This is a genomic window from Cryobacterium sp. 10I1 (assembly GCF_035019805.1).
Lineage (GTDB): Bacteria > Actinomycetota > Actinomycetes > Actinomycetales > Microbacteriaceae > Cryobacterium > Cryobacterium glucosi.
In genome coordinates this window covers 1-235 of the sequence record NZ_JASJVF010000689.1, presented here as the reverse complement: position 1 = coordinate 235, position 235 = coordinate 1, and the positions used below count along the sequence as shown (strand labels likewise).

Annotated in this window: 1 protein-coding gene; it reads left to right on the top strand. The window is 73.2% G+C overall.

Annotated features, from left to right (window positions below; translation table 11 throughout):
• A partial coding sequence (locus QN345_RS20355; protein WP_323509276.1) for a Dyp-type peroxidase domain-containing protein occupies positions 1-235 on the top strand: 235 nt, incomplete at both ends.

Below are 235 nucleotides of genomic sequence, written 5' to 3'. Positions count from 1 at the left end.
GGTTCAGGCCCTCGCAGCAGCGGGCGCCCCGGCAGCGGGAAGCACCGTCTACCCGTTCTACCAGGATCACCAGGCCGGCATCGTGACGCCCGCCCAGGACCGGCTGCACTTCGCGGCGTTCGATCTGACCCCAGGAGCCAGCCGCGCCGACCTGGTCTCCCTGCTGCAGGACTGGACGACCGCGGCCGCCGCCCTGACCGCCGGTCACGACATCGGCCGGTACGGGGCCGTCGAC